The organism is Bradyrhizobium sp., assembly GCF_016219575.1.
Classification (GTDB): domain Bacteria; phylum Pseudomonadota; class Alphaproteobacteria; order Rhizobiales; family Xanthobacteraceae; genus Bradyrhizobium.
Genome location: NZ_JACRMG010000027.1, coordinates 112,600 through 138,403, shown reverse-complemented (window position 1 = coordinate 138,403; position 25,804 = coordinate 112,600). Strand labels below are relative to the sequence as shown.

27 protein-coding genes are annotated in these 25,804 nt (G+C 64.5%); 20 read left to right on the top strand and 7 right to left on the bottom strand.

All coding sequences use genetic code 11. From position 1 onward, the window contains the following. Positions 1-60 precede the first annotated feature (60 nt). The 10 genes from HZB49_RS21190 (at position 61) to HZB49_RS21145 (ending at position 9,596) form a co-directional block, all read left to right on the top strand. Positions 61-1,839, top strand: a complete 1,779-nt coding sequence (locus HZB49_RS21190) for a cytochrome D1 domain-containing protein (RefSeq protein WP_291614917.1) — start codon at positions 61-63, stop codon at positions 1,837-1,839. Between the two features lie 67 nt (positions 1,840-1,906). Continuing rightward, complete coding sequence (cobA, locus tag HZB49_RS21185) at positions 1,907-2,695, top strand: uroporphyrinogen-III C-methyltransferase (protein ID WP_291614915.1); 789 nt, start codon at positions 1,907-1,909, stop codon at positions 2,693-2,695. Beyond that, positions 2,688-2,996 carry a cytochrome c gene (locus tag HZB49_RS21180; RefSeq protein WP_291614913.1) on the top strand — a complete coding sequence of 103 codons (309 nt, stop codon included), beginning with the start codon at positions 2,688-2,690 and terminating at the stop codon, positions 2,994-2,996. Before cobA ends, HZB49_RS21180 begins: the two co-directional genes overlap by 8 nt. Then, complete coding sequence (locus HZB49_RS21175; RefSeq protein WP_291614911.1) at positions 2,993-4,168, top strand: cytochrome D1 domain-containing protein; 1,176 nt, start codon at positions 2,993-2,995, stop codon at positions 4,166-4,168. Before HZB49_RS21180 ends, HZB49_RS21175 begins: the two co-directional genes overlap by 4 nt. After that, on the top strand, positions 4,165-5,148 hold the full coding sequence (locus HZB49_RS21170) for an Lrp/AsnC family transcriptional regulator (RefSeq protein ID WP_291614909.1): 984 nt from the start codon (positions 4,165-4,167) through the stop codon (positions 5,146-5,148). The genes HZB49_RS21175 and HZB49_RS21170 overlap by 4 nt, the downstream gene beginning before the upstream one ends. Continuing rightward, positions 5,148-5,600 carry an Lrp/AsnC family transcriptional regulator gene (locus HZB49_RS21165; protein WP_291614908.1) on the top strand — a complete coding sequence of 151 codons (453 nt, stop codon included), beginning with the start codon at positions 5,148-5,150 and terminating at the stop codon, positions 5,598-5,600. The genes HZB49_RS21170 and HZB49_RS21165 overlap by 1 nt, the downstream gene beginning before the upstream one ends. A gap of 3 nt (positions 5,601-5,603) precedes the next feature. Beyond that, on the top strand, positions 5,604-6,080 hold the full coding sequence (locus HZB49_RS21160; protein WP_291614905.1) for an AsnC family transcriptional regulator: 477 nt from the start codon (positions 5,604-5,606) through the stop codon (positions 6,078-6,080). 15 nt (positions 6,081-6,095) lie between these two features. Continuing rightward, positions 6,096-7,304, top strand: coding sequence for a heme d1 biosynthesis radical SAM protein NirJ (nirJ, locus tag HZB49_RS21155; RefSeq protein ID WP_291614903.1), 1,209 nt, complete (start codon positions 6,096-6,098; stop codon positions 7,302-7,304). Continuing rightward, on the top strand, positions 7,282-8,847 hold the full coding sequence (locus HZB49_RS21150) for a nitrite reductase (protein WP_291614901.1): 1,566 nt from the start codon (positions 7,282-7,284) through the stop codon (positions 8,845-8,847). Before nirJ ends, HZB49_RS21150 begins: the two co-directional genes overlap by 23 nt. Next, positions 8,844-9,596, top strand: a complete 753-nt coding sequence (locus HZB49_RS21145; protein ID WP_291614899.1) for a CbiX/SirB N-terminal domain-containing protein — start codon at positions 8,844-8,846, stop codon at positions 9,594-9,596. Before HZB49_RS21150 ends, HZB49_RS21145 begins: the two co-directional genes overlap by 4 nt. 122 nt (positions 9,597-9,718) lie before the next feature. On the opposite strand, the gene HZB49_RS21140 is transcribed toward HZB49_RS21145, so the two are convergent. Genes HZB49_RS21140 through HZB49_RS21130 form a run of 3 tightly spaced genes read right to left on the bottom strand, consistent with a single transcriptional unit; the run spans position 9,719 to position 12,563 of the window. Further along, on the bottom strand, positions 9,719-10,693 hold the full coding sequence (locus HZB49_RS21140) for a TRAP transporter substrate-binding protein (RefSeq protein ID WP_291614897.1): 975 nt from the start codon (positions 10,691-10,693) through the stop codon (positions 9,719-9,721). Positions 10,694-10,708: 15 nt separating this feature from the next. Beyond that, complete coding sequence (locus HZB49_RS21135) at positions 10,709-12,016, bottom strand: TRAP transporter large permease subunit (RefSeq protein WP_291614896.1); 1,308 nt, start codon at positions 12,014-12,016, stop codon at positions 10,709-10,711. Position 12,017: 1 nt separating this feature from the next. Continuing rightward, on the bottom strand, positions 12,018-12,563 hold the full coding sequence (locus HZB49_RS21130; protein WP_291614895.1) for a TRAP transporter small permease: 546 nt from the start codon (positions 12,561-12,563) through the stop codon (positions 12,018-12,020). A 345-nt stretch (positions 12,564-12,908) separates the two neighbouring features. Here HZB49_RS21130 and HZB49_RS21125 point away from each other — a divergent pair, with 345 nt between their 5' ends. The 6 genes from HZB49_RS21125 to HZB49_RS21100 all read left to right on the top strand — a co-directional run bounded on the left by HZB49_RS21125 (position 12,909) and on the right by HZB49_RS21100 (position 18,627). Then, entirely contained in the window at positions 12,909-13,448 is a 540-nt protein-coding gene (locus HZB49_RS21125) for a VOC family protein (protein ID WP_291614894.1), read from the top strand. Positions 13,449-13,950: 502 nt separating this feature from the next. Continuing rightward, entirely contained in the window at positions 13,951-15,249 is a 1,299-nt protein-coding gene (locus HZB49_RS21120) for an ABC transporter substrate-binding protein (protein ID WP_291614893.1), read from the top strand. Between the two features lie 62 nt (positions 15,250-15,311). Then, on the top strand, positions 15,312-16,040 hold the full coding sequence (locus HZB49_RS21115) for an ABC transporter ATP-binding protein (protein WP_291614891.1): 729 nt from the start codon (positions 15,312-15,314) through the stop codon (positions 16,038-16,040). Next, positions 16,037-16,774, top strand: a complete 738-nt coding sequence (locus HZB49_RS21110) for an ABC transporter ATP-binding protein (RefSeq protein ID WP_291614889.1) — start codon at positions 16,037-16,039, stop codon at positions 16,772-16,774. The genes HZB49_RS21115 and HZB49_RS21110 overlap by 4 nt, the downstream gene beginning before the upstream one ends. 3 nt (positions 16,775-16,777) lie before the next feature. Continuing rightward, positions 16,778-17,674, top strand: a complete 897-nt coding sequence (locus HZB49_RS21105; RefSeq protein WP_291614887.1) for a branched-chain amino acid ABC transporter permease — start codon at positions 16,778-16,780, stop codon at positions 17,672-17,674. Beyond that, positions 17,671-18,627, top strand: a complete 957-nt coding sequence (locus HZB49_RS21100) for a branched-chain amino acid ABC transporter permease (RefSeq protein ID WP_291614885.1) — start codon at positions 17,671-17,673, stop codon at positions 18,625-18,627. The genes HZB49_RS21105 and HZB49_RS21100 overlap by 4 nt, the downstream gene beginning before the upstream one ends. A 31-nt stretch (positions 18,628-18,658) precedes the next feature. On the opposite strand, the gene HZB49_RS21095 is transcribed toward HZB49_RS21100, so the two are convergent. The 3 genes from HZB49_RS21095 to HZB49_RS21085 are packed head-to-tail and all read right to left on the bottom strand — an operon-like array spanning position 18,659 to position 21,246. Beyond that, a complete protein-coding gene (locus HZB49_RS21095; RefSeq protein ID WP_291614883.1) occupies positions 18,659-19,369 on the bottom strand; it encodes a DUF1045 domain-containing protein in 711 nt (236 codons plus the stop codon). Positions 19,370-19,390: 21 nt separating this feature from the next. Beyond that, a complete protein-coding gene (locus tag HZB49_RS21090; RefSeq protein ID WP_291614881.1) occupies positions 19,391-20,584 on the bottom strand; it encodes an alpha-D-ribose 1-methylphosphonate 5-triphosphate diphosphatase in 1,194 nt (397 codons plus the stop codon). Continuing rightward, positions 20,581-21,246, bottom strand: a complete 666-nt coding sequence (locus tag HZB49_RS21085) for a chloramphenicol acetyltransferase (RefSeq protein ID WP_291615064.1) — start codon at positions 21,244-21,246, stop codon at positions 20,581-20,583. Before HZB49_RS21085 ends, HZB49_RS21090 begins: the two co-directional genes overlap by 4 nt. A 181-nt stretch (positions 21,247-21,427) precedes the next feature. Between HZB49_RS21085 and phnC the strand changes: the two genes are divergently transcribed. The 4 genes from phnC (at position 21,428) to phnE (HZB49_RS21065) (ending at position 25,033) form a co-directional block, all read left to right on the top strand. Next, the gene (phnC, locus tag HZB49_RS21080; protein WP_291614879.1) at positions 21,428-22,243 is read left to right on the top strand and encodes a phosphonate ABC transporter ATP-binding protein; all 816 of its coding nucleotides are present in this window, start codon (positions 21,428-21,430) and stop codon (positions 22,241-22,243) included. Between the two features lie 75 nt (positions 22,244-22,318). Then, complete coding sequence (gene phnD / locus HZB49_RS21075; RefSeq protein WP_291614877.1) at positions 22,319-23,227, top strand: phosphonate ABC transporter substrate-binding protein; 909 nt, start codon at positions 22,319-22,321, stop codon at positions 23,225-23,227. A gap of 67 nt (positions 23,228-23,294) precedes the next feature. After that, entirely contained in the window at positions 23,295-24,182 is an 888-nt protein-coding gene (phnE, locus tag HZB49_RS21070) for a phosphonate ABC transporter, permease protein PhnE (protein WP_291614875.1), read from the top strand. Beyond that, the gene (gene phnE, locus HZB49_RS21065) at positions 24,179-25,033 is read left to right on the top strand and encodes a phosphonate ABC transporter, permease protein PhnE (RefSeq protein ID WP_291614873.1); all 855 of its coding nucleotides are present in this window, start codon (positions 24,179-24,181) and stop codon (positions 25,031-25,033) included. The genes phnE (HZB49_RS21070) and phnE (HZB49_RS21065) overlap by 4 nt, the downstream gene beginning before the upstream one ends. A gap of 3 nt (positions 25,034-25,036) precedes the next feature. On the opposite strand, the gene phnF is transcribed toward phnE (HZB49_RS21065), so the two are convergent. Further along, complete coding sequence (gene phnF / locus HZB49_RS21060) at positions 25,037-25,762, bottom strand: phosphonate metabolism transcriptional regulator PhnF (RefSeq protein WP_291614871.1); 726 nt, start codon at positions 25,760-25,762, stop codon at positions 25,037-25,039. Between the last annotated feature and the right edge of the window lie 42 nt (positions 25,763-25,804).

Genomic DNA, 25,804 nt, shown 5'->3' with positions numbered 1-25,804 from the left:
GGCGGCAGACCACGCATAAGGCATCATGCCACCATCGGATTCTGCTGCTGGAGCGACGTGATGGGACATCGTGCTTTTGGGCTTTGGGCGCTGGGTGGGATCGCCGCAGCGGGTATTCTCTGCTTCGGCTCGACGGCCGGACAGGCACAACAGCAGCCCGCGACGCCGAAACCTGCCGACGTGCAGCAGCACAAGACCACGCCGGGCGGCCAGTACCAGCCGAGCCTCGACGTGCTCGGCGAGAAGCCGACGGAGCAGCCGGGCACCAAGCCGGGCGATCCCCAACTCACCAAGGCCGAATTCGACAAGGCCAACCGCATCTATTTCGAGCGCTGTGCCGGCTGCCACGGCGTGCTGCGCAAGGGCGCAACCGGCAAGGCGCTGACGCCCGACCTCACCAAGAAGCTCGGCTTCGAATATCTGCGCGACTTCATCACCTATGGTTCGCCGGGCGGCATGCCGAACTGGGGCACCTCGGGTGAGTTCCAGCAGGCCGACATCGAACTGATGGCGCGCTATCTGCTGAATGAGCCGGCGCAGCCGCCGGAGTTCGGCATGAAGGAGATGAAGGAGAGCTGGAAGGTCACCGTCCCGGTCGCGCAGCGGCCGACGAAGAAGATGAACAAGCTCGACATCGACAACCTGTTCGCGGTGACGCTGCGCGATGCCGGCGAGGTCGCGCTGATCGACGGCACCACCAAGAAGATCGAGCACGTTCTCAAGACCGGCTACGCCGTGCATATCTCCCGCCCGTCGGCGTCGGGACGTTACCTCTACACGATCGGCCGCGACTCCAAGCTCAACCTGATCGACCTCTGGATGGACCCGCCGCAGACCGTCGCCGAGCTGAAGGTCGGCACCGAAGGGCGGTCGGTCGAAACCTCCAAGTTCAAGGGCTTCGAGGACAAGTATGCCATCGCCGGCTCCTACTGGCCGCCGCAATACGTGTTGATGGACGGCGCGACGCTGGAGCCATTCAAGGTGGTGTCGACCCGCGGCATGACCTCCGACACGCAGGAATATCACCCCGAACCGCGCGTCGCCTCGATCGTCGCCTCGCACCACAACCCCGAATTCGTCGTCAACGTCAAGGAGACGGGGCAGATCTTGCTGGTCAACTATCGCGACCTCAACAATCTGAAGGTGACGACGATCGCGGCCGAACGATTCCTGCACGATGGCGGCTTCGACAAGACCGGGCGCTACTTCTTCGTTGCGGCGAATGCGCGTCACAAGATCGCGATCGTCGACACCAAGGAGGACAAGCTCGTCGCCGTGGTCGAATCCGGCGGCCAGACTCCGCACCCCGGACGCGGCGCCAACTTCACGCATCCGAAATTCGGTCCGGTCTGGGCGACCAGCCATCTCGGAGACGAGACCGTCTCCTTCATCGGCAGCGATCCGGAGAAGAACAAGCAGCATGCCTGGAAGGTCGTGCAGAAGATCAACGGCCAGGGCGGCGGCTCGCTCTTCATCAAGACCCATCCGAAGTCGGAGAATCTCTACGTCGACACGACCCTGAACACCGACGCCGAAATCTCCTCCTCGGTCGCCGTGTTCAAGATCAAGGATCTCGCCAAGGAGAAGCCCGAATACAAGGTGCTGCCGATCGGCCAGTGGTCGGGCATCTCGGAAGGCGCGCGACGCGTGGTGCAGGGCGAGTACAACAAGGATGGCAACGAGATCTGGTTCTCGGTCTGGAACAACAAGGCCCAGGACTCGGCGATCGTGGTGGTCGACGACAAGACCTTGCAGCTGAAGACGGTGATCAAGGACCGGCGTCTGGTGACGCCGACCGGCAAGTTCAACGTCTTCAACACCCGTAACGACGTCTACTGATCCCGACATCGGGGCGGCGCCACCGCGCCGCCCCGTGTGCGGGAAATGAGCCAGCCGGAGCGCGCGCATGAGCATGGGTAAGGTCTATCTGGTCGGGGCGGGTCCGGGCGATCCCGAGCTTCTCACCCTGAAGGCGATACGCGCGATCGAGGAGGCCGATGTCGTCGTCTATGACCGGCTGGTGTCCGACCGCATCATGGAGACGATCGGCGACGGCGTCGCGCAGATTAATGTGGGCAAGCAGGCGGATTTTCATCCCGTTCCGCAGTCCGAAATCAACGAAATCCTGATCCGCCTCGGCCGCGCCGGCCGCACCGTGGTGCGGCTCAAGGGCGGCGATCCCTTCATCTTCGGGCGCGGCTGCGAGGAGGCGGCCGAGCTCGAGGCGGCGGGAATTCCATATGAAGTGATCCCCGGCATCACGGCGGCGCAGGGTTGCGCGGCCGCTGCGCGCATCCCGCTGACGCATCGCGGGCTCGCCAGCGGCGTGCGCTACGTCACCGGCCATCGCAAGGCCAACGAGCCGCTTGAACTCGACTGGGCGAGCCTGGCCGACCCCGATACCACTCTCGTCGTTTACATGGGTCTCTCCAATATCGAGGAGATCACGGGGGAACTCGTCGCCCACGGGCTTCCGATGAGCACGCCGGTTCTTGCGGTGTGTCAAGGCACGACCGACCGGGAGCGGCGAATATGCACACGCCTCGCATCTCTGCCCATGGCGGCGCGCGAGGCGGCGTTCTCCGGCCCCGTCCTGTTCATCATTGGCCGGGTCGCCGGGCTTGCCTTGGAGCGCACCTTGGAGCGGAACGAGCATGACGATGCGGAGGCCGATACGGTTTCAGTTGTTGCCTGACCTGGCGCTTGCGCTGGTGGCAGCAGCCGCGCCCGTCTCTGCCGCCGAGATTGCCCCCAACGCCGGCAAGCTCGCCAATCTCGTGCGCCAGGACTGCGGTTCCTGCCACGGCCTCACCTTGCGCGGCGGCCTCGGCAAGCCGCTGACGTCAGAGAACCTGAAAATCTGGAATCGCGAGCAGCTGGTCGGCATCATCCTGGACGGTGTTCCCGGCACGCCGATGCCGCCTTGGCGCGCGCTGCTCAGTGAAGGCGATGCGCAATGGATCGCGGACCGTTTGCAGCAGGGGAACTTGCCATGAAAGCGTTTGCACGCATTCTGCTCCTGTTCTGGCTCATGGTGCCGGCATTGGCCGGCGCCGGCGAATTGCGCGGCACCGGCAGCCTCGGCCTCGTAATCGAGCGCGCCGCCGGTTCGGTGCTGGTCGTGGACACAATGGCCCGGCGCACGATCGGCCGTGTCGAGGGGCTCGGCGATCTCTCGCACGCCTCCGCCGTGTTCTCGCCGGATCAGCGCTATGCCTATGTGTTCGGCCGCGACGGCGGGCTGACCAAGGTCGATCTGCTCACCTCGTCGATCGCCAAACGCGTCATGCAGGCCGGCAATTCCATCGGCGGCGCGATCTCGGATGACGGCGCGCTGATCGCGGTCTCGAATTACGAGCCCGGCGGCGTGCGGATCTTCGCCGCCGACACGCTCGAGCCGGTTGCCACCATTGCAGCCAAGGGCGCCGACGGAAAATCCTCCAAGACGGTCGGCCTCGTCGACCTTCCGGGCCGGCGCTTCGCCTTTGCGCTCTACGACGCCGGCGAGATCTGGGTAGCCGATCTTTCCACCCCGGAAGCGCCCGCCGTCGTAAAGCTCACCGGCGTCGGCAAGCTGCCCTATGACGGCAACGTCACGCCGGATGGCCGGCACTATCTCGCCGGCCTGTTCGGCGAGGACGGCGTCGTGCATGTCGATACCTGGCAGGCGCCCCTGAAGGCCGAGCGCATTCTCGATCGCTACGGCCGCGGCGAGGAAGGCCTGCCGGTCTACAAGATGCCGCATCTGGAGGGCTGGGCCGCGGTCGGCGGCAAGCTGCTGTTGCCCGCGGTCGGCCGCCACGAACTGATCGCGGTCGATACCCGCAATTTCGCCGAGGCCGGCCGCGTGGCCACCCATGGCCAGCCGGTGTTCGCGGTGGCGCGGCCGGACGGGCGCCAGGTCTGGGTCAATTTCGCCCATCCGAAGAACGACACCATCGACGTCGTCGACGTGCAGACGCTCAAGGTCGTGCACCGCTTCGCGCCGGGCCCGGCGGTGCTGCATCTGGAATTCACCCCGCGCGGCAACGAGGTATGGGTCTCGGTGCGCGATGCCGACCGCATCGACGTCTACGACACCGCGACGTTCAGGAAGAAGGCGGAAATACCGGCGCAAAAGCCTTCGGGAATCTTCTTTACCGCACGCGCAACGAGGATCGGACAATGACACCGAACCAGACCGAGCTCGCGCTCATCGATCGCTGGCAGCACGGCTTTCCGCTGGTCGAAAAGCCTTTCGCGGTGGTCGGCCGCTTCGCCGCGCTCGACCAGGACGAGACGATCGGCATCTTCCGCAAGATGCGGGACAACGACGTGATCTCCCGGGTCGGCGCCGTGGTGAGGCCGAATACCGTCGGCGCCAGCACGCTGGCGGCGATGCAGGTGCCGCCGGAGCAACTGGAACAGGTGGCCGGCATCGTCAGCCGCGAGCCGCTGGTCACCCACAATTACGAGCGCGAGCATGCGCTCAATCTCTGGTTCGTGATTACCGGCGCCGGGCCGGAGGCGGTCGCGGCCACGATCCGCCGCATCCATGACAAGACCAGGCTCGAAGTCGTCGACCTGCCGATGCTGGAAGCCTATCACCTCGGCCTCGGCTTTTCGCTCGGCGCCGCGCCGCCGCCGCGCCGCGAGGTCGGAAACCCCGCCGACTACCGTCCCGATCCGCGCGACAGGACCATCCTCGCCGCGATCGAGGACGGCCTGCCGCTGATCGAGCGTCCCTACCGCGCGGTCGCCGACAAGCTCGACCTCAAACAGTCCGAAGTCATCGACCGCCTCGAGCACATGAAGGCGTCCGGCATTGTCACGCGGTTCGGCTGCGTGGTGAGGCACGAGAAGCTCGGCTACAGGTCGAACGCCATGGCGGTGTGGGACGTGCCCGACGATCGCCTCGACGACGTCGTGGAAAGCTTTGCGCGCCATCCCAAGGTCACGCTGTGCTACCGGCGGCCGCGGCATCTGCCGGCCTGGCCCTACAACATCTTCTGCATGGTCCATGCGCGCTCGCGCTGGGACGCCTATTCCGTGATCGACGAGATCAACCTGGAGTCCGACAGTGGTCTGCTGCGGCAGGCGGTGCTGTTCTCCAGGCGCTGCTTCAAGCAGCGCGGCGCGGTGTTCTCCGCAACGGCGGGATTGAACTGATGGCCTGGCTCGATCCGACGGCGCGCGCCATCGTCAACGGCCTGCAGGGCGAGTTTCCCCTGACATCCCGGCCGTTCCGCGATGCTGGCCGCGAACTCGGACTGACCGAGGACGAACTGATCGAGGGCGTTCGCGATCTCACCGGCTCGGGCGCGTTGAGCCGGTTCGGGCCGCTGTGGAATGCCGAACAGATCGGCGGCGGCGTATGCCTCGCCGCGATGGCGGTCCCCGAGGTGCGCTTCGAGGAGGTCGCGGCGAAGGTCAACGCGCACCCGGAAATTGCCCATAATTACGAGCGGACGCACATGCTCAACATGTGGTTCGTGATTTCGGCCGACGATCCGCGCAGGATTCAGCAGGTGATCGCTGAGATCGAGCACGAGACCGGCATTGCGGTGCACGCCATGCCGAAAACGCGCGAATTCTTCGTCGGCTTCCGGGTCGAGGTCTGAAACATGCTGGATGCAACCGATCGCCGGCTTATCGCTGCGACACAAGGCGGGCTTCCGCTGGTGCCTAAGCCCTATCGCGCGGTCGCCGCGCAGCTCGGGCTCGACGAGGCGGACGTGCTCGCACGCCTGCAAAGCCTGCTCGAGCGCGGGGCGATCCGCCGCATCGGGGCGATTCCCAATCATTACGCGCTCGGCTTCACGGCGAACGGCATGTCGGTGTGGGACATCGCCGACGATGCCGTGGCCGATGTCGGCGCAAAGGTCGGCGCGCTCGACTTCGTCACCCATTGCTACGAGCGGCCGCGGCATTTGCCGCTCTGGCCCTACAATCTGTTTGCGATGGTGCACGGGCGAACCCGCGACGAGGTCAGGACCAAGGTCGCCGAGATTGCAGACCTGATCGGCCCTGCCGAGCGCGGCCACGACGTGCTGTTCTCCACCCGCATCCTGAAGAAGACCGGCCTGCGTATTGCGGCCTGAGCGGAGAGGTCCCGGATGTTTCGCCTCAGTCACTATCTTCGCGACATCGGCGAGCCGGCGCCAACCGGCCCCGTGCGCCAGCCGCCCGGCCCGGTGGTGATCTGGAACCTGATCCGCCGCTGCAACCTGACCTGCAAGCACTGCTACTCGATTTCCGGCGACGTCGACTTTCCCAACGAGCTTTCGACCGAGGAAGTCTTTCATGTCATGAACGACCTGAAGATGTTCCGCGTGCCGGTGTTGATCCTGTCCGGCGGCGAGCCGCTGATGCGGCGCGACATCTTCGAGATCTCCGAGCGCGCCAAGACCATGCGCTTCTATGTCGGGCTTTCCAGCAACGGCACCCTGATCGACGCCGGCCTTGCCGACCGCATCCGCGACATCGGCTACGATTATGTCGGCATTTCCCTGGACGGCATCGGCGCCACGCATGACCGTTTCCGCGGTCGTGCCGGCGCCTTTGAGGAGGCGCTCGCGGGATTGAGGCTGCTGCGCGACCGCGGAATCAAGGTCGGCGTACGCTTCACCATGACCGAGGACAATGCAGCCGAGCTGCCGCGCCTGCTCGATCTGGTCGAGAGCGAAGGCTTTCCGAAATTCTATCTGTCGCATCTGGTCTATGCCGGCCGCGGCAACAAGAATCGCGGCACCGATGCGGCCTGGCAGACCACCCGCGAAGCCATGGACATGGTGATCGAGCGCGCCTGGCGCTGGGCACAGGCCGGCAGCGACATGGAGATCGTGACTGGCAACAACGATGCGGATGCGATCTATCTGCTGCAATGGGCTGAACGCACGGTGCCGCATGCGGTGGCGAGCCTGCGCGAAAAGCTCCTGCGTTGGGGCGGCAATTCCTCCGGCGTCAACGTCGCCAACATCGACAATCTCGGCAACGTGCATCCCGACACGATGTGGTGGCACTACAATCTGGGCAATGTGAAGCAGCGGCCGTTCTCGGCGATCTGGTCGGATCTCTCCGATCCCGTCATGGCCGGGTTGAAGCAGCACCCGCGGCAGGTCGGCGGCCGTTGCGGCGCCTGCGCGCACTTCTCCATCTGCAACGGCAACACGCGCGTGCGCGCGCTGCGGATGACCGGCAATCCCTGGGCGGAAGACCCCGGCTGTTACCTCACGGATGCGGAAATCGGCCTCGCCCAGCCGGCCGAACGCGTCCGCACCAGCGCCTTTCGCGGAGCCCGCCATGAAGCGCCGATGTCTTACTAGCGCGCTCGGCGCCGTAGCGGCGCTCGCGCTTGGCATGGCGTCCGCGGCAGCTCAGCCCGACACGGCGAAGCTGTATGCCGATCACTGCGCGCAGTGTCACGGCGGCGATCGTCTCGGCGGATTGGGACCCGCGCTGCTGCCGGAAAATCTCGGCCGCCTGACCGGCGCGCGCGCCATTTCGGTGATCGTGGGCGGCCGTGCCGCCACGCAGATGCCGGGCTTTGCCGGGACGCTCAACAACGAGGAAATCACCGCGCTTGCCGCCTTTATTGCGACGCCGCTCGCCAACGTGCCGGCCTGGGGCGCGGTCGAAATTGCCGCCAGCCGCGTCATCCACGCATCCGCGCCGGCGCTCGATCGGCCCCGCTTCGAGGCCGATCCGAAGAACCTGTTCGTCGTGGTCGAGGCGGGCGATCACCACGCCACCATCCTCGACGGCGACCGCTTCGAACCGCTGACGCGGTTTGCGACACGCTTTGCCCTGCATGGCGGCCCGAAATTCTCGCCCGACGGACGCTACGTCTTCTTCATGTCGCGCGACGGCTGGGTCAGCAAATACGACCTGTGGACGCTGACCATGCTCGCCGAGGTGCGGGCCGGCATCAACGCGCGCAACATCGCCATCTCCCGTGACGGCAAGCACATTGCGGTGGCCAATTATCTGCCGCGCACGCTGGTGATGCTGTCGGCCGAAGATCTCTCGGTCGAGAAGATCTTCGACGTCAAGGACAAGAAGGGCAATCCGTCGCGGGTGTCGGCGGTGTACCAGGCCCGTCCCCGCGACAGCTTCATCGCCGCGCTGAAGGACGTGCCGGAGATTTGGGAAATCGCCACCGATCCGAACGCCCCGCCGGTCTATTCCGGCTTCGTGCATTCGCACGAGAAGGGCATGGTCGAGGCGCTGCCGTCGTCGCAGGGCCTGTTCGCGCTGCGCCGGATCGAGACGCCCGAGCCGCTCGACGATTTCTTCTTCGATCCACCCTACCGCAACCTGATCGGCTCGGCGCGCGAGGGCAGGGCGGTGGTGGTCAATCTCGTGGTCGGGCGCGACATCAAGCAGCTCGACATGCCCGGCCTGCCGCATCTCGGCTCCGGCATCTCCTGGACCTGGAACGGCCGGCCCGTGATGGCGACACCGCTGTTGAAGGCCGGCAAGGTCAACGTGCTCGACATGCAGGACTGGTCGCTGCTCAAGTCGATCGACACGCCCGGGCCCGGCTTCTTCATGCGCAGCCATGAGAACTCGCCCTACGCCTGGACCGACAGCATGATGGGCGGCAACAAGGACACGATGTCGATCATCGACAAGCGCACGCTCGAAATCGTGCGCAGCGTCACGCCCGAACCCGGCAAGACGGCCGCCCATGTCGAGTTCGACAAGGACGGTCGCCACGTTCTGGTGTCGGTCTGGGAAGACAAGGGTGCGCTGGTGGTCTATGACGCCGCAACCTTTGCCGAGGTGAAGCGGTTGCCGATGTCGAAGCCGTCGGGCAAGTACAACGTATGGAACAAGATCACCTTCTCGGACGGGACCAGCCATTGAGCCGCAGCGCGGGCGACACTGCGCTGCTGATCGCGGCGCATGGCGAGCGGCAGCCGGGCGCCTCCAACGAGAGCACGCTGCAGATCGCGCGCGCGGTGGCGGCCCGCGGAATCGTGGCGGAAGTCGCGGCTGGCTTCATCAACGGCACGCCGGCGATCGGTGAGGCGCTGGACCGCCTCAAAGCCCGCAGGGTCATCGTCTATCCGCTGTTTGCCGCCAATGGCTATTTCACGCGGGACCGCCTGGTGGGCCTCCTGGACGAGGCGAACGAGCGGGGCCGCGTCATCGAGCTGTTGCCGCCGCTCGGCCTCGACCGCGGTCTGCCGAGGCTGATTGCCGCTCGCGCCGGGCTTCTCGCTGCGGCAAACGGCTTTGCACCGGCGGCGTTCGATATCGTCCTTCTTGCCCACGGCTCGCGCCGCAACCCGGCCTCCCGGGAGGCTACGGAATGGGTGGCCGGCGAGGTCGCAGGGCTCGGCGCATGCCGCCAGGTCAAGGTGGCCTTCCTGGAGGAGGCTCCCTCGCTGGAGGAGGCCGCGCGCGCCTGCCCGGGGCCGACGGTCGTGGTCGGGATGTTCTCGGGCGAAGGCCTGCACGGCGCGCGCGATGCGCCGCGCCTGGTCGCCGGGCTCGGCCGGACGGATGTCGCCTATGCCGGCGTGATCGGCAATGCGCCGGGGATCGAGGATCTGGTCATCCGCGCGGTCGAGCAAGCGCTGGACGCAATCGGAGCGACGGTCATTCAGTAGGGTGGGCAAAGCCAACGGGTCGCGAATGCGCGCCCGATGACAGGCTCCGCGTGCCCACCTTCAAGAGCACCTTGGCGAAGGTGGGCACGGCGCGTACGCGCCTTTGCCCACCCTACGGCGTCCTACTTCTTGTATGCCGCGATCACGGCGTCGCCGTCGGCGCCGGCCTTCTTCGACCAGTCGGCCGTCAACTGCTCGCCGATCTTCTCGAGGCCGGACTTCAGGGCCGCAGGCGGCGGCATCACCTTCATCTTGTTGGCGGCAAGCTGCTCGACATACCACTTGGCCTTTTCTTCCGCGAGCTTCCAGCCGCGCTCCTCGGCGACAGCGGCCGCCTTGACGATCGCGTCCTGGGTCGGCTTGTCGAGTGCGTCGAATGCGGCCTTGTTCACGAAGGTGACGTTCTTCGGAATCCAGGCCTGCGTATCGTAGAAGTGCGTCATGGTCTCCCAGGCCTTGCTGTCGTAGCCGGTCGAGCCGGAGGTGATGAACGAGTTGACCACGCCGGTCGCCAGCGCCTGCGGCAGTTCCGCCGCCTGGATGGTGACGGGCTGTGCGCCGACCAGCTCGGCGATGCGCGAGGTGCCGACGTTGTAGGCGCGGAACTTCAGGCCCTTCATGTCATCGAGGCTGTTGAGATCCTTCTTGGCGTAGATGCCCTGCGGACCCCAAGGCACCGCGAACAGCAGCATCAGCCCCTGGGAAGCGAGCTTCTTTTCGATGACCGGTTTCGACGCGAGCCACAGCTTCTTGGCCGCCGGATAGCTCGTCGCCAGGAACGGGATGACATCGATGCCGAACATCGGGTCCTCGTTCTCATGCAGCGAGATCAGCACCTCGCCCGCCTGCGCCTGTCCGGTTGCGACCGCGCGCTTGATTTCCGGCGCCTTGAACAGGGAGGCGGCGGGATGCACCGTGATCTGCAGCTTGTCGCCCGTGGCCGTGGCGACGTCCTTGGCGAACGCGACCAGGTTCACCGAGTGCGGATTGTCGGCCGGATAGGCCGCCGGAAGATTCCATTTCGTCTGCGCCATCGCAGGAGCGGCCAGCGCCGCGATGCCGGCGGCGAGAACGCACGTCTTGATCAGCCTGAACATGAAAAACACCTCTCTCTAGCCTGGGAACGCCATCTGCGGCAGCACCATCACGATAGCAGGAAACACCGTGATGATGGCAACCGCCAGAACGAGCAAGAAGAAGAACGGCAGGGACGCTTTGGCGACCGTATTGGAATCCTTGCCGCTCATGGTCTGCAGCACGAAAAGATTGAAGCCGACGGGCGGCGAGACCTCCGCCATTTCCACCACCAGCACCAGGAAGATGCCGAACCAGACCAGGTCGAAGCCGGCCTGCTTCACCATCGGTATGACGATGGCGGTGGTCAGCACGATCATGGAGATGCCGTCGAGCGCCGTGCCGAGCACGATGTACATGACGGTCAGGGCCGCGATCAGCGCATAGGGGCTGAGATGCAGGCCGTTGACCCAGTTGGCGAGCGCCAGCGGGATGCCGGTATAGGCCATCGACGTGCCCATGTAGGAGGCGCCGGCCAGGATCAGCAGGATCATGCAGTTGACGCGCGTCGCGCCCATCACGCTGGCCCAGAAGGACTGCCAGCTCAGCGCACCCTGCCACCATGCGATCGCGAGCGATCCCAGCACGCCCCAGGCCGCGCATTCCGTCGCCGTCGCCCAGCCCATCAGCAGCGACAGGAACACGAAGATGATCAGCAGCAGGCAGGGAATGAGGTTGAGCGATTCGGAAATGCGCTTGCGCAGGCTCATCGGCGGCTCGGCCGGCGGCGTGCGCGCAGGGTTGGCGAGCGACCAGATCGCGATGTAGCCGGAATAGAGCGCCATCACCAGGAAGCCCGGCAGGAATCCGGCGAGGAAAACCTGGATGATGGAGACGTTGGCCTGCACGGCGTAGACCACCATGGTGATCGACGGCGGAATGAGAATGCCGAGCGTGCCGGCGCCGGCCAGCGAGCCGAGGCTCATGTTCTCGTCATAGCCGCGCTTCTTCAGTTCCGGCAGCGCGATCTTGGCCACCGTGGCGCAGGTCGCCGCCGACGATCCCGAGACCGAGCCGAACACGCCGCAGGCGAGCACATTGACGTGCATCAGCCGGCCCGGCAGCCAGTTCAGCCAGGGCGCAAATCCGCGGAACATCTCCTCCGACAGCCGTGTGCGGAACAGGATTTCGCCCATCCAGATGAACAGCGGCAGAGCCGCCAGCGACCACGACGCGCTGTTGCCCCACACCGTCGTCGCCAGCACGCTGCCGGCCGGAATGTTGCCGCCGGCAAACTGCATGCCGGCCCATCCGGTTGCCATCAGGGCAACGGCGATCCAGACGCCGGCGCCCAGCAGCAGCGCGAGAAATCCGAGCAGGATCGCGGCGATCGCGAGCAGGTCCATGTCAGACCCCGCTCTGCACGGCGCGTTCGACGACTTCTTCGGCGCTGGTCGGCGGTGGCAATTCGTAGCGCGGCGGGAAGCCGCGCAGCACATGGATCAGCTCATCGACGAAGGCGATGAACAGAATCGCGAGCCCGCCGCTGTAGCCGAGCTGCGGAATCCACAGCGGCACGGCAATGACGCCCTGCGAGATGTCGGAGAATTTGAACGATTGCCAGGTCATGATCACGGCATGCCAGGCGAAGAAGCCGATGAAGCCGACGCCGACCAGCAGCGCGGCGATCTCGACATAGTGGCGGGCCTTCTCGCCGAGACGATCGATCAGGAGGCCGACGCGGATCATCTCGCCGTGCCGGAAGGTGTGCGCTAGCCCGAGAAAGGCCGTTGCTGCCATACACCATGAGATGAAGTCGTCGCCCGCGGGAATGTTGATGCCGAGCGGCCGGCCGGCCGACAGCACCATCATCAGCACGAAGATCGCAATGAGGAAAAGCCCGGCCAGATAGCCGGATAGCAGGTAAAGCCGGTCGAGAAACACGCGGATCATGAGTTCTTCCCCTCGCACGCATATTGCCCGGAAGCAATAGACGTGCCGCTTCCGGGAGCGATCGACTTTCGGGTAATTTGATCGATTGCGTCCTGCCGGAGGAGGCTGGATGAAACCGGCCCCGGAAAAGGGAGAGGTTTTCGGAATTGCTCCGGACCGTCAAGGTGGCGGGCTCCTCCCGCGGTCCCGGGAATGGCTGCCAATTTGATATTCCGCAAGGTCCGGGATCGCCGATCGTGATGGCATCGGCCGCCGAATAATGCCCCGCCGTTTCGCGCGGGCAGAGGCCGATCCTGGCGTCATCATCGACCGGGACGAACGTGGCTTGCAGCCGGAGGAAATTCCATGATCGTCGAACGATTCCATCACGTCGCTTATCGCTGCAAGGATGCCAGGGCGACCGTGGCGTTCTATCGGGACATGCTGGGAATGAAGTTGCTCGGCGCCATTGCCGAGGATCGCGTTCCCTCGACGAAAGAACCGGATCCCTACATGCACATCTTTCTCGACGCGGGCGGCGGCAGCATTCTCGCGTTCTTTGAGCTGCCGAATTCGCCGCCGATGGGACGCGACCCCAACACCCCGGAATGGACCCAGCACATCGCCTTCAAGGTAAAGGACATGGCCACGCTGGAAGCTGCGCGCGACAAGGTACTGGCGGCAGGCCTCGATGTCGTCGGCCCCACTGATCACACGATCTTCAAGTCGATCTACTTTTTCGATCCGTCGGGCCATCGCCTCGAACTGGCCTGCGATACCGCCTCGGCCGAGCAGTGGGAGCGGATGCAAGGCGTGGCGGGAGCGATGGTCGATGAGTGGGCCGAGACGAAAAAGCCGCCGCGCCACACCGCCTGGCTGCACGCCGACGAATTCGCGGCGACCTGACAAGCGCATCGTCCGGGCGTCGCAACGGGGGCAAGTGCCGGGCGTCGATTGGTCGCTCGCCGGCGGGGCAGGAAACATCGCGCGCCCCGCGATAGCCGCCCATATCGTGCGCCGCGCTGCATGAACCCCTGCCGGGGACATTGTCACGGCCAGGGGTGGTGACCTCCATGGGCGGGGGTCCGATCCCGGCAAGTCGTGCGTAGCAGGCGCGGAATCTGCCGCCGGCTGCGCGGTGCCTGCTCATTTCCCGAGCATGGGTTCGACCAGGCAAGTAAGCCTTTGGGTCAAAACTTGCACTGGATCGCGATCGCTAAAGAGAGCAGATTACTCGCCAAGAGCCCGCCAAGGGCCGAGAGGGAGGATCGTCGATGCTGGCTCTCATGTCCCCTGCGTGCATGGAGTTTCAGGGTCCGTAGTTGTGCATTGCACCACCGGGCACTTGTGGCCGACGAGATCGACCCGACCGACTGCGTCTGATCGGAACGCTTGGGAGGAGCGAATCATGGCTGAGAAGTGGAAAGACGAGGAGTGGGCTAAAGACTTCTGGTACAGCGGCAAAGTAACGCGCCGCCGTCTGGTGGGTTGGGGTGCCGGCGCTATCGGCGCTGCGATGCTGGTGCCGGCGCCGTGGCGGGCGGCTTTCGGCGCTGCCAAGGCCTTCAAGATCGGCTCTGAACAGCCGCTGTCCGGCGCGGCAGCGCTTGGCGGCAAGACCGCGATTGTCGGCCTGCAAATGGCGGTCGATCGCATCAACAAGAACGGTGGCATCAATGGCCGTCCGGTCGAGCTGGTGATCTCGGACGACGAGTCCAAACCCGACGTCGCGCGCCGCAAGACGCTGAAGATGGTCGAAGAGGACCAGATCGACGTTCACGTCGGCGGTTTTCTGTCCAACATCTGTCTTGCCTGCATGCCGGTCTGGGAAGAGGCCAAGATCGTCAACATGATCAGCGTGTGCCTCGACACCACGCTCACCACCACCAAGTGCAATCGCTATAGCTTCCGCGTTCACGACTACGCGCCGGCGCAAGCGGTCGCCTTCGGCCCCGTCCTGAACAAGATGGGCAAGAAGTGGCACATCGCCTTTGCCGATTATTCCTGGGGCCAGTCCACGCGCGACGCCTATGCCGACGAAATCAGGAAGGGCGGCGGCGAAGTGGTCGGCACCACCGGCATTCCTCTCGGCACCGCCGACATGACGCCGTTCCTGTCCAAGATCCAGGGCGACTTCGACGGCCTGTTCGGCATTTTCTTCGGCAAGGACGGGATCACCATCGGCAACCAGGCGTTCGATCTCGGCCTGACCAAGAAGTACAAGTGGGCCGGCGACGGCGCGATTGCCGAACCGATCAATCTGCCGGCGCTCGGCAACAAGATCGAGGGCTTCGTCGGCATCAACCGCTACATCCCGGTGTTCGAGGGGCCGTTCGATACGACCCATCACCGCAAGTTCTTCGACGATGCCAAGGCGCGGTTGGCCAAGATCGATCCGACCGGGCCGCTGCCCGACCGCTATGTGCAGTCGAATTTCGAGGCCATGAACGCCCTGAAAGTCGGCATGGAGAAGTCCAAGTTCGAAGGCCGCAAGGACACGATGAAGCTGATCGAGTCGCTTGAAGGGCTGGAAATGAAGCTGAGCGACGACTTCTTCACCGGCGACAAGGTGCTGCGCAAGGAAGATCACCAGGCGTTCCCGCTGGAGGTCATCTTCGAGATCAAGGGCGGCAAGCATCGCATCACCGAGACGATTCCCGGTGCCAAGACGATCTTCCCTCCAGCCTGCAAGTTCTCCGCGGCGTGAACGGGCAAGCGGTGACCGAAAAGCGCTCCCCGGATAGCAGCCGGGGAGGGGGCGGGGGTTCTGTGCTGACAACTGAACTGCTGACCGTCCGATTCGGCGGGCTGGCGGCGCTTTCCCAGGTGAATTTCTCGGTTCAGCGTGACCAGATTCACGCCATCATCGGGCCGAACGGCGCGGGCAAGAGCACCTTCTTCAATTGCCTGACCGGCGTATTGCGGCCGACCTCCGGCAGGATTGTCTTCAACGGCGACGAGATCACCGGCCTGCCCGCCAACGTCATTTCGCAGAAGGGCATCGCGCGCTCCTACCAGATCACGAGCATCATGCCGAACGCCACGGTGCGCGAGAACGTGCGCATCGCCGCGCAATCGCGCCGGCACGCCTGGAACATGATCTCGCACCACAGCAACTTCGCCGACATCAACGAGAAGGCGGTGACGGCGCTCGAGTCGGTCGGCCTGCTCGGCAAGGCCGATGAATTTGCTGCCAACCTGTCGCACGGCGAGCAGCGCAATCTCGAAATCGGTATAGCGCTTGCGACCGAGCCGAAACTGCTTTGCCTGGACGAGCCGACCGCCGGCATGAGCGCGGCCGAGACCCACGACACCATGCAACTGGTGCGCAAGATCAGGAAAGATCTGACGATCCTCATCGTCGAGCACGACATGCAGGTGGTGATGGAGCTCGCCGACCGCATCACGGTGCTGGACTACGGAGAAATCCTCGCCGAAGGTACGCCCCAGGAAATCCAGAAGAACCCGAAAGTACTGGAGGTCTACCTCAAGACATGAGCGACGCGCCCCCCAGTACGCAGCCGCTCGTCCTGATCGAGGACGTGCATACCTACTACGGCAAGAGTCACATCCTGCACGGCGTTTCCCTGCAGATCGGCGCCGGCGAGGTGGTCGGCCTGCTCGGCCGCAACGGGGTCGGCAAGAGCACGACCCTGAAAACCATCATGGGGCTGGTGCAGCCGAGCCAGGGCAGGGTGCTGCTCAATGGCGACCCCATCACCGGCATTCCGGCGCACAAGCTCGCACTGCGCGGCATCGGCTACGTGCCGGAAGACCGGCGCATCTTTCGCCTGCTCACCGTCATGGAAAACCTGCGCACCGGGCTCGACCGCAGGGGTGTGACCGAGGGCACCAAGCGCGCACTGCTGGACAAGGTGTTCAAGTATTTTCCGGTGCTGGCGGAGCGGCGCAACCAGGCCGGCGGAACCCTGTCGGGCGGCGAGCAGCAGATGCTGGCGATCGCGCGTTGCATGATGCTGGAGCCCAAGATCATCCTGCTCGACGAGCCGACGGAAGGCCTGATGCCGCGCATGGTGTCGCAGATCGGGGCCATCATCGACGCGCTGCACCAAGAAAACGTCGCCATCCTGCTGGTGGAGCAGAACGTTCCGCTCACACTTTCCGCGAGCCAGCGCGTCTACATCATGGAGAAGGGCGCAGTGCGCCATCAGTGCGCGGCGTCCGCTATCGATGTGAACGATCCCGTCATCAAGCAGTATCTCGGAGTCTAAGCGATGGACGCCGTCGCCCAATTTTTCCAGACCTTTCCCTACGATCAGCTGCTGATCCAGACGGTCAACGGCATCGTCACCGGCATGATCCTGGCGCTGGTCGCTTCCGGGCTGACCCTGATCTTCGGCATCATGGACGTGGTGAACTTCGCCCATGGCGAATTGTTCATGCTCGGCGCCTATGTCGGCGTCATTGTCATGGTGGGGACCGGTAGTTTCTGGCTGGCGCTCTTCATCGCTACGCTGACGGTGGCGCTGATCGGGGCGGCCTTGCAAGTCGTGACGTTACGGCCGCTGATCGGACGCGATCCGCTCAACACCATCCTGGTCACCTTCGGCATTTCGCTGATCCTGCAGAACTACGCGCTCTGGCAGTTCGGACCGACGTCACGCAAGATCAACGAGCCGATTACCAGCCATTTCATCCTGTTCTACCTCGAGTATCCCTGGTACCGCATTCTGATCGCCGCGCTGTCGGCCGTCATCATCGGCGGCTTCTGGCTCTTCCTGAAATACAGCAAGTTCGGCGTCTGGATCCGCGCCACGACCCAGGATCGCGTCATGGCGCAGGCGATGGGCATCCCGGTGCCGCTGGTCTACACCGGCGTGTTCGCGATCGGCGCCGGCATGGCCGCGGCGAGCGGCGTGCTGTTTGCGCCGCTGGTCGGCGTCAATCACACCATGGGGCTCGACTGGGTGCTCAAGGCGTTCATCGTCGTCGTGGTCGGCGGCATGGGGAATCTGGGCGGTTCGATCGCGGCTGCGATCTTCGTCAGTCTCCTGGAATCCTACGCCTCGATCTGGGTCAACCCGTCGCAGGCGGTGATCGTCTCCTTTGTCGTGTTGATCCTCACCCTCCTGTTCAGGCCCACTGGCCTGTTTGTGCCGACACCGAAATGACACGTCACCAGAAAATATACTGGGCAGGCTTCTGCGTCGTCATGGCGCTGCTGATCATTGCACCGCTGGTGCTGCCGGAGTTCTGGCGCCGGTTCCTGACCGAAATCCTGATCTGGGGCCTGCTGGCAATGTCGTCCGATATCCTGATCGGCTACACCGGCATGGTCTCATTCGGTCACTCGGCGTTCTTCGGGCTCGGCATGTACGGCGCGGCGGCGGCGCTGCTCATCGTCAGCCCGCCCAATCTGTGGCTCGCCATCATCTTCGGACTGGCCGGCGCCGGCACCGTGGCGTTGTTCGTCGCCTATTTCTCGACCCGGCTGCGCGACATCTATTTCGCCATCACGACTTTGATCTTCAGCCAGATATTCTACGTCATCATCTTTACCTGGACCGCTATGACCGGGGGCGAGAATGGACTCACGTTCCGTCGTCCGGCGCTGTCGTTCTTCGGTCTGTTTTCCACGCCCTTCGATACCGCAACGCTGCACTGGTTCGTATTGGCGGTAGTGGCGGCGTCCTACCTCATTCTGCGGCGGATCATGCAATCGCCATTCGGCATGGTGTTGCAGTCAATACGCGAGAACGAGCCGCGCACGCGCGCCATCGGCTATCCGGTCGAGCGCTACAAGATCGTGGCGGTGATGCTGTCCGGCCTGTTCGCGGGTCTCGCCGGCGTGCTCTATGCGATTCAAAATCGTTTCGCGGCGCCTGATTTCGTCTACTTCCTGGTGTCGGGCGAGACCGTGATATTCAACGTCATGGGCGGCATCGGGACGCTGCTCGGCCCGATCGTTGGCGCCGGGTTCTTTCTCCTGCTGCGCGAACTGCTTGGCCGCCTGTTCGGCGAGCAGTTTCCCTATTTGATCCCGCTCGGGTTCATCTTCATCGCCATGATCATCTTCCTGCCGCAGGGGCTGCTTGGCTTTGCGCGGCGTTGGCTGAACCGCTAGCGTCGGGACATTGGGCGCAAGGGCCTGGTGCCTAACCGAGCGTACCGTGAGACGCGCGCTGGAGCAGCCAAGTGCCGATGGCCCGGAATCGCCGGTCGGCAGCGTCCTGTCGAAACAGCGCAATCCGGTCGATCGACAACTCATTCACGCCAACGTCGCGAAAACGGTGCTGCAGCGTCGCCAGAACGGAGGTCTGGGATTTGCCCTCCAGCCGGCCGGTCAGCGTCATGTGAAAGCGAAACTCCTCGAAGACGTACGGATATCCCCAGCGATTGAGATAGTCGCGCTGCCGCGGCGTGAGCTTCGACGGATTGCGCCGGGCGCGATCGTCTGCCGTCAGCGGCGCCCGGAGCGGATCGAATTCGCGCACGCAGTCGGCGGCAAGGCGTTCGAGATCGGCGGAAGCCGAGGCTGGCACGATCGCAACAAATCCGCTGATGACGTCGACGACGGGCCTGATAATTGGAATGGCGCGCGGCGTGCCGGCGAAGGCCGCGCAGGCGGCGATCAGATCGACTTCGCTCATGCCCGGCGCGAGCGCCATCGGCGGCTTCAGGGTGGCATGGAAGCCGTATTTGCGCGGATCCTGGGTCATCTCGCGCCAGCCCGCGGGAAGTCCGGCGGGAAAGGGCACGTCGATGCCTTGGCAGGCGTCGTAGCCGAGCAGCTCGACGCCGAAGCGATCGAGAACGCTGCCGGGCTCGGCCGCAAAGTAGATTGCATAACGCGGGAAGTTCGCCATCGGCTGGACTGTAGCGACGCCTCAGGCCGCCGCAACCGCCCGGCGCGATGTCGGCGCAGTCTGCATGAGGCGGCCTGCCTCGGTCAGATGCACCAGCCTGCCGGCGGCGATGACGGCAACGATGCGCGGGCGCAGCGGCACTTTGTCGTCCACGAGGATGATGTCGGCGCGGTGCCCCGCGGCCAGCTTGCCGCGGTCGGCTAGGCCCGCCGCCTGCGCGGGCGCAGCGGATATCAGCTGCCAGGCCTGTGCGAGCGGCAGGATGCCGTCGACGGCAAGCCGGAATGCGGCGAGCAGTTGCGCCGGATAGTAGTAGTCGGAAGCCAGTATCGAGCAAAGGCCCTTGGCGATCATGTCGGATGCCCTGGTCCAGCCGGTGTGGCTGCCGCCGCGCACCACGTTGGGCGCGCCGAACACGATGAAGTCGCCGCCATCTGCGGCCTCGCGGGCGGTTGCCTCGTTGACCGGGAATTCGGCGATCGCTACGCCCTGGACGCGAAAGGCCTTGCGCATCTGCGGACTGTCGTCGTCATGGGAAAGCATTTTCACGCCGGCAGCGCGGGCGGCCGTCGCCAGCCGTTCGATCGACGCCGGCACGTCGTGGGCGCGCGCGACGATGCGCTGCACCAGATCGTCGAACGCAGCGCCGGACAATCCGGTGCGCTCGACCATGCGGTTGCGCTTCTGCGGCTTGGCGAGGTCGCCAACCGTTGCGTCCATGTGATCGTTGAAGGCAAAAAGGTCGATCCGGCCTTCCGACAGCCATTCCCCGATCTCGGCCTCGGCGTCCAGATTGTAGGTTTCGTGGCGAAGATGGAAGCGGGTATCCGCCGCAAGCTGCGGCCGCAGGCCTTCGATCGCCTCCAGCAGGCGCCGCGCATTGTCGCCGCTGCGCAGGCCCGGTTCCCACGACCAGGTGGCGGCATGAAACACCGTGGTGATGCCGTTGGCGATCGCCTGCCGGTCGCTGTCGACGAGCGCGACGTCGATAGGGAAGTCCACGCCGGGGCGGGGCATCATCTGCCGTTCGAAGGCATCGCCATGCAGATCGACGATGCCGGGCAGCACCAGGAGTCCACGGGCATCGATCGTAACCGCGCTATGCCCATGATCGGCTCCGACCGCATGAATGTCGCGACCTGCAATCCGCAGCGCGGCATCCGCGAATTCGTCGCCAAGCAGAATCCGGCCGCCTTCAACAAGAATGTCGGTCACGATGTCGCACTTCGTCGTTTGCTGTGAACATGTCCGGCGGAGGCCGCCTCGTATTTGTCGAGGAAGTCCTCGAGGGCGAGTTTTCTGAAATCGGGCAGCGCCCGGCGCAGCATCTCGTGGTCCCAGTCCCACCAGGCGAGGTCGGCGAGACGGCCGGCGACGGCTTCCGGGAATCGCCGCTTGATCGGCCGCGCCGGATTGCCGCCGACGACGGTGTAGGCCGGGACGTCCTTGGTGACGATCGCGCCGGCGGCGATCACCGCGCCGGTGCCGACGTTCTTGCCCGGCAGCACGACCGCGCCATGGCCGATCCATACGTCATGGCCGATATGAACGTGATGCTGGCGCCGCCAGGCGAAGAACTCGGCGTCATCACCTTCGCCCGCAAAATACGCGCTGGCGCGATAGGTGAAGTGCGCCTGGGTAGCGCGGTGCATCGGGTGATTGCCGGGATTGATCCGCGTCATTGCGGCGATGGAGCAGAACTTGCCGATCGTCGTGTAGGTGATCTGGGAGTCGTTGACGACATAGGAATAATCGTCCATCGCCACTTCGAGCAGGATGGTGCGGGCGCCGACCTCGGTAAAGGTGCCGAGCTTGCAGTCGCGAACGGAAGCGGTGGGGTCGACGGTCGGTTGGACCGAAAGCTGCTTGCCGGCCATCTGGATTTCCCTGCGGGCGAAATGAGCAGGCCACGTCTTCTGTGTGCTCGATGACAGTGTCATGACATCTCGATGACAGAAGATCATGGTGTGGACGGCTGCCGCAGCGCAGCGCGACTGTCACACAACTGTAAGATCCCTCCTTTAGCGATCGGGTAAGGACGACGCGGTGGAGCATTGCATGCTGGTGGTGGAAGGTTTGACGTGCCGGTTCGGCACAAAAGCCGCGGTCGACAACGCATCCTTCTCGATTGAGCCGGGCAGCTTCGTCGGCGTGATCGGCCGCTCGGGCGCCGGCAAGTCAACGCTTCTGCGCATGATCAATCGGCTTGCCGACCCCTCCGAAGGCCGCATCCTGTTCGAGGGTGTCGACGTCACCGCGCTGCGCGGCCGCGACCTGCGGCAGTGGCGTGCGCGTTCGGCGATGATTTTCCAGCAATTCAATCTGGTCGGCCGGCTCGATGTGCTGACCAACGTTCTGATGGGGCGGCTCGCCGCGGTGCCGACATGGCGTGCGCTGGCCCAGCTGTGGCCCGATCAGGACAAGGCCATTGCGATGTCGGCGCTCGAGCAGTTCGACATGGCTTCGATTGCGGCGCAGCGCGCCGATCAGCTCTCGGGCGGACAGCAGCAGCGCGTCGCCATCGCACGCGCGCTGGTGCAGCAGCCGGACATCATCCTGGCCGATGAGCCGATCGCCTCGCTTGATCCGCGCAACACCCGGATCGTGATGGACGCGCTGCTGCGCATCAACAAGCACTTCGGCATCACCGTGGTCTGCAATCTGCATTCGCTCGATCTGGCGCGAAGCTATTGCGGCCGGTTGATCGGCATGTCTTCCGGGCGAATCGTATTCGATGGCGCACCCGCGACCCTGACCGATCGTATCGCGCGGGAGCTGTACGACCTCGAGGCGGACGAGGTGATGGGCGCGGCCCCCGAGCGCGCGCCCGCCCATCCGGAGCTTCCCGCTCTCGGCACGGTTGTCGCGGCCTGACGGCCGTATCCGCGAATCCGGCAGTCGAGCGGAGGAAATCCGCCGGCTTCGTCACTGCAAAGAAAAGGAGTCGTCATGATCAACCGTCGTATGATGCTCGCCCTGGCGGCGGGACTGGCTTTTTCGGCATCCGCCGCGTCGGCACAGGACTGGAAGGCAAAGTACCCTGAACTCGTTTTCGCCAAGGTTCCGGACGAGAACGCTTCGGGCACCAGCGACCGTTGGACACCGCTGACCGAGTATCTTTCCCGCGAGCTCGGCACCAAGGTGACGCTGCGGATCGCCAACGATTACGCCGCCGTCATCGAAGGCCAGCGAGCCGGCAATATCCACATCGCGATGTATGGTCCGGCGTCCTACGCCCGCGCCTATATCGTCGGCGCCAAGGTCGAGCCGTTCGCGATCGAGGTGAGCGGCGACGGCACCAAGGGCTATTACTCGGTTCTCTACGTCAAGAGCGACTCGGGCTACAAGGACATCAAGGAACTGAAGGGCAAGAATCTCTGCCTCGTCGACCCCAATTCGACGTCGGGAAACAATGTGCCCCGCTTCGCCATGGACAAGATGGGCATCGACCCCGAGAAGTTCTTCTCCAAGGTGGTCTATTCGGGCAGCCACGAGAACGCGGTGATCGGCCTTGCCCAGGGCACCTGCGATGCTGCGTTCAACTGGTGGAACGATGAAAAGGAATCGAACCTGCTGCGAATGGAACGCAAGGGAATGGCGAAGGCGGCCGATTTCCGCGTCATTTTCAAGTCGGAGCAGATCGTGAATTCGCCCATGGCGTATCTCGGCTCGCTGCCCGCGGACCTCAAGGCGGCGATCAAGAAGGCGGTGCTTGAAGTCGCGACAAAGGACAAGGCCGCGTTCGACAAGATCTACGAAGGAAAGCAGCAGCCTTTCGTCGAGGTCGACCATAAGGCCTACGAGCCCGTCGTCGATCTGATCAAGTTTGTCGACAGCATCCGCAAGCAGAAATCCTGAGCGCCCGAAGGTGACGGTTGATAGGGGCAGATCGCAAGGTCTGCCCGCTATCTCGTCAGGAAATCAGATGCGAGCAGCCGTCCCCGAGTTCCCACAAGCCAGGCTGCAGGAGCTCGCCGATCATTATGCCGGTGCCGTTGCCGCCAAGCGGCGGCGCATGTGGGTGGGGTCGGCGCTCCTGGTCATAGCCACGCTTGCCGCCGGTTGGATGGGCAACGTCGACCTCTGGAAACTGTCGGAAAATTTCTGGCGCTTCCCGGCCTATTTTGTCAGCATTGCCCCGAGCCTGTCCTTCTCTTCCGCGTGGGCGGATCTCGCGGAGTGGTTCTGGGGATTGCAACGCTGGCTGCGGCTTCTGGGCGATACGTTGCTGATCGCCTATGTGGGAACCCTTGCCGGCGCGATATCGGGATTCGTGTTGTGCTTCCTGGCATCGGCAAATCTCGTCAGGTCGCGCACGATCGTCTTTGTGACGCGCCGCCTCCTCGAGTTTTGCCGGACCGTGCCCGAGATTGTCTTTGCCCTGGTTTTTGTGCTGGCGTTTGGCCTGGGGTCGCTGCCGGGCGTCCTCGCCATTGCGATCCATACCACGGGGGCCCTTGGCAAGCAGTTCGCCGAAGTCGTCGAGAATATCGACAGCAAGCCTATCGAGGGGGTGGCGGCGAGCGGAGGGAGCTGGGTTCAGATCGTGCGGTTTGGCGCCGTGCCCCAGGTGCTTTCGAACTTCGCCAGCTATGCGTTGTTGCGGTTCGAGATCAATGTGCGCGGTGCGGCGGTGATGGGATTCGTCGGAGCCGGGGGTATTGGACAGGATTTGATCGAGGCCGTCCGCAAGTTCTATTACACGGACGTCTCCGCCATCCTCTTGCTGATCATCGTCACCGTCATGATGATCGATTTCGTCACCGAGCGCGTGCGCCACCATATTCTCGGGCTCGAGGGAGCGCGCGCATGAGCCCGCTCAGATTCGCAAATCCGGCGACCATTGCGGAACGCTACCCGGAGCTCTTCCAGCCGGACTGGTGGCGCAGGTCGAAAATCATGGCGGGCCTCGGCGCAGCGCTTGGACTTCTTGTGTTCGGCATAATCCAGCTCGAAATTCCACTGCACCGGCTCTCCGACGGAATGCTCAGGCTGGGCGGGTTTCTCCGGCTCATGGTGCCGCCGGATGCCGGTTCGTGGGCCCAGGCGGTAATCTATTTGCACGCGCTGGGCGAGACGTTGTCGATCGCGTTTCTCGGAACGCTCGGCGGTGCCGTATTGGCATTGCCGGTTTCGCTGCTGGCGGCGCGCAACGTGGTCGCAAACCGCATCGTCCATTTCCTGGCGCGCCGCAGCCTCGACACCATCCGCGGTGTCGATACCCTGATCTGGGCACTCATCTGGGTCGGCGTCGTGGGATTGGGTCCGTTCGCGGGTATCCTCGCCGTCATCTGCAGCGATTTTGGCAGCTTCGGAAAGCTCTTCTCGGAGGCCATCGAAGCCGCCGACAAGAAGCCCGTCGAGGGGATTCAGTCGGCGGGCGGCAATCACTTCCATGGCGTCCGGTTCGGCCTGCTGCCGCAGGTTATTCCAATCCTGCTCAGTCAGGTTCTCTACTATTTCGAATCCAATACGCGGTCGGCGACGATTATCGGGATCGTCGGCGCCGGCGGAATCGGTCTGCAGCTTGCGGAACAAATCCGGGTGCTGGAATGGCAGAGGGTGTCGTTTCTGATCCTGCTCATCCTCATCACGGTGTCGGCGATCGACTGGATATCGAGCAAGCTCCGCTTCGCCATCATCGGCCGTCGCGCGGTCGCCTGATCCTCAGTTTTCGACGAGGAATTGCACCCGCTCTGCCGCAAAGCGCACGCGCTTGGTCATCAGGGGCCGGCCATCCGCATCGATATCGGTCGAGTCCACCACAAGAACCGGCCGTCCAAGCGCGACGTCGAGCCGCGCGGCGTCGGTTGCATCGACGATGCCCGCCGTGATCCGGGTCGAGGCACGGCGGTAGTCACGGACGCCATAATGCGCCAGCAGCTTTGTCATCGAGCGCGCGCCGGCATAGACCCGTCCCGCATCCGAAAATCGCTCTGCCGACAGCCAATGCGTGCCGATGCAGATCGGCGTGCGGTCGGCCAGGCGCAGCGCTTCGATCCGGACCAGGGGGGCGCCGGTTCTCAATCCCAGCTCGCGCGCCAGCTCGCGGCTGGCGATCTCCTCCGATGCCTCGATCAATTGCCCGCGCGGTTCGCGGCCGCCCGCTCCGACGATCTCGGAGAACCGCGTGCGCGAACGCAGGGGATAGGCGAGGCGCGGCGCTTCGACATAGGTGCCGCTGCCGCGCTCTGCCCGCACCAGCCCGCGTTCGGCCAGCGCTGCGAGCGCCCGCCGCACCGTGTGTCGATTGACGCGATAGGTCTCGGCGATCTCCACCTCGCCCGGCAGCTTCTCGCCGGCAACGAAGCGGCCATCGGCGATGCCGCGCTCGATGCCGTCGGCCACCTGGCGCCACAGCGCCACGCCGGAGGCGATATCGGTTATCGACATGGCACGCGGCCTTCGAAGCGCATTGTGAAAATCATCGGCCTG

Coding starts and splice junctions, on each gene's coding strand:
- HZB49_RS21190 (WP_291614917.1), top strand. CDS start 61: ATGGGACATCGTGCTTTTGGGCTTTGGGCGCTGGGTGGGATCGCCGCA.
- cobA (WP_291614915.1), top strand. CDS start 1,907: ATGAGCATGGGTAAGGTCTATCTGGTCGGGGCGGGTCCGGGCGATCCC.
- HZB49_RS21175 (WP_291614911.1), top strand. CDS start 2,993: ATGAAAGCGTTTGCACGCATTCTGCTCCTGTTCTGGCTCATGGTGCCG.
- HZB49_RS21170 (WP_291614909.1), top strand. CDS start 4,165: ATGACACCGAACCAGACCGAGCTCGCGCTCATCGATCGCTGGCAGCAC.
- HZB49_RS21165 (WP_291614908.1), top strand. CDS start 5,148: ATGGCCTGGCTCGATCCGACGGCGCGCGCCATCGTCAACGGCCTGCAG.
- HZB49_RS21160 (WP_291614905.1), top strand. CDS start 5,604: ATGCTGGATGCAACCGATCGCCGGCTTATCGCTGCGACACAAGGCGGG.
- nirJ (WP_291614903.1), top strand. CDS start 6,096: ATGTTTCGCCTCAGTCACTATCTTCGCGACATCGGCGAGCCGGCGCCA.
- HZB49_RS21150 (WP_291614901.1), top strand. CDS start 7,282: ATGAAGCGCCGATGTCTTACTAGCGCGCTCGGCGCCGTAGCGGCGCTC.
- HZB49_RS21140 (WP_291614897.1), bottom strand. CDS start 10,693: ATGTTCAGGCTGATCAAGACGTGCGTTCTCGCCGCCGGCATCGCGGCG.
- HZB49_RS21135 (WP_291614896.1), bottom strand. CDS start 12,016: ATGGACCTGCTCGCGATCGCCGCGATCCTGCTCGGATTTCTCGCGCTG.
- HZB49_RS21130 (WP_291614895.1), bottom strand. CDS start 12,563: ATGATCCGCGTGTTTCTCGACCGGCTTTACCTGCTATCCGGCTATCTG.
- HZB49_RS21125 (WP_291614894.1), top strand. CDS start 12,909: ATGATCGTCGAACGATTCCATCACGTCGCTTATCGCTGCAAGGATGCC.
- HZB49_RS21120 (WP_291614893.1), top strand. CDS start 13,951: ATGGCTGAGAAGTGGAAAGACGAGGAGTGGGCTAAAGACTTCTGGTAC.
- HZB49_RS21110 (WP_291614889.1), top strand. CDS start 16,037: ATGAGCGACGCGCCCCCCAGTACGCAGCCGCTCGTCCTGATCGAGGAC.
- HZB49_RS21105 (WP_291614887.1), top strand. CDS start 16,778: ATGGACGCCGTCGCCCAATTTTTCCAGACCTTTCCCTACGATCAGCTG.
- HZB49_RS21100 (WP_291614885.1), top strand. CDS start 17,671: ATGACACGTCACCAGAAAATATACTGGGCAGGCTTCTGCGTCGTCATG.
- HZB49_RS21095 (WP_291614883.1), bottom strand. CDS start 19,369: ATGGCGAACTTCCCGCGTTATGCAATCTACTTTGCGGCCGAGCCCGGC.
- HZB49_RS21085 (WP_291615064.1), bottom strand. CDS start 21,246: ATGGCCGGCAAGCAGCTTTCGGTCCAACCGACCGTCGACCCCACCGCT.
- phnC (WP_291614879.1), top strand. CDS start 21,428: ATGCTGGTGGTGGAAGGTTTGACGTGCCGGTTCGGCACAAAAGCCGCG.
- phnD (WP_291614877.1), top strand. CDS start 22,319: ATGATCAACCGTCGTATGATGCTCGCCCTGGCGGCGGGACTGGCTTTT.
- phnE (WP_291614875.1), top strand. CDS start 23,295: ATGCGAGCAGCCGTCCCCGAGTTCCCACAAGCCAGGCTGCAGGAGCTC.
- phnE (WP_291614873.1), top strand. CDS start 24,179: ATGAGCCCGCTCAGATTCGCAAATCCGGCGACCATTGCGGAACGCTAC.
- phnF (WP_291614871.1), bottom strand. CDS start 25,762: ATGTCGATAACCGATATCGCCTCCGGCGTGGCGCTGTGGCGCCAGGTG.